Here is a 1,366-nt window from a genome sequence, read left to right on the forward strand (position 1 = left end):
GTTTTTCCATCAGCTATCGGGTCAGAATACGGAATTCCGACTTCCAAAATATCAAGTTTGCTATCATTTAAATTTGAAATCAGCTCTTTTGTATGCTCTACACTTGGGTAACCTGCGACTATGTAGCCGATGTTTGCCTTTTTATTATCAAATGCTTTTTTTATCTTATCCATAAATCGTTCCTTTTTTGTAGTTCATAACGGTGTTCATATCTTTATCGCCCCTACCGCTTACATTTACTACGATTGTTTTTCGCTCATTTAGGCTAGGACATAGTTTTTCCAAATACGCCAAAGCGTGAGAGCTCTCAATTGCTGGTATTATCCCTTCTAGGCGAGATAAAAGTTTTAACGCATTTACGCACTCATCGTCCGTTACGGCAGCATACTGCGCTCTTTTAATATCAAGCAAATGAGCGTGTTCCGGACCAACGCCCGGATAATCAAGCCCTGCTGAAATACTATGAACCGGATCTATCCGTCCGTAAATATCTTGCAAAACGATAGTTTTCATGCCGTGAATTATGCCGGGGCTTCCTTTTGTCATGGTCGCAGCGTGATACGGTGTATCTATGCCAAGTCCTGCTGCTTCAACGCCTATCAAATTTACGCTTTCATCGTCTAAAAATCCGCTAAAAATGCCGATTGCGTTACTGCCGCCACCCACACAGGCGATGACGAAATCAGCCTTAACGCCTTTTTCTTTGAGTTGTGCTTTGGCTTCTGTGCCGATTACGCTTTGGAAATCTTTTACCATTTTTGGATACGGGTGCGGACCGACAGCAGAACCGATGACATAAAATACCTCTTCAATCTCATTTACCCACGCTTGGATTGCCGCTGTTGTGGCTTCTTTTAGCGTTTTTAAGCCGTCACTAATGGTAACTAAATTTGCACCCAAAAGTCGCATACGAAAGGCATTTAGCTGTTGTCTAGCGGCGTCGCATTCGCCCATATAAATGCTACATTCTAACCCCAAAAGTGCCGCCGCTGTGGCAGTGGCTACGCCGTGCTGACCTGCTCCCGTTTCGGCAATGACCTTCTTTTTACCCATTTTTTTTGCTAGTAGCGCCTGAGCTAGGGCATTGTTGATTTTATGTGCACCGGTGTGATTTAAATCTTCGCGTTTTAAGTAAATGTCGTGTCCGTAGTGTTCGCTTAGGCGTTTTGCGTAGTAAAGTGGGCTCGGGCGACCTGCGTATTCACGCAAAAGATAGTCAAGCTCATCTCTAAATTCTTTTGTCATCGCAATGGTGTTGTAAGCTTCTTCAAGCTCTTCGAGTGCAAACATCGCAGTTTCAGGGACAAACTGACCGCCAAATTTGCCAAAATATGCTTTTGTATTCATTTTTTGCCTTAAAATAAAA

Annotated in this window: 2 protein-coding genes; both read right to left on the reverse strand. The window is 43.3% G+C overall.

Features of this window, described 5'->3' with window-relative positions:
* Positions 1 to 173: tryptophan synthase subunit alpha (locus OFO01_RS08925; protein ID WP_270875548.1), on the reverse strand; the 173-nt coding region annotated here is incomplete at its 3' end.
* Complete coding sequence (gene trpB / locus OFO01_RS08930; RefSeq protein ID WP_270860208.1) at positions 166 to 1,347, reverse strand: tryptophan synthase subunit beta; 1,182 nt, start codon at positions 1,345 to 1,347, stop codon at positions 166 to 168. The genes OFO01_RS08925 and trpB, both read right to left, overlap by 8 nt.
* Positions 1,348 to 1,366 lie beyond the last annotated feature (19 nt).

Origin of the sequence: Campylobacter sp. JMF_01 NE2 (assembly GCF_027737365.1) — a bacterium.
Classification (GTDB): Bacteria; Campylobacterota; Campylobacteria; order Campylobacterales; family Campylobacteraceae; genus Campylobacter_B.

Excerpts from the sequence above, each read along its gene's own strand:
- trpB (WP_270860208.1), bottom strand. The coding sequence starts at position 1,347 with ATGAATACAAAAGCATATTTTGGCAAATTTGGCGGTCAGTTTGTCCCT.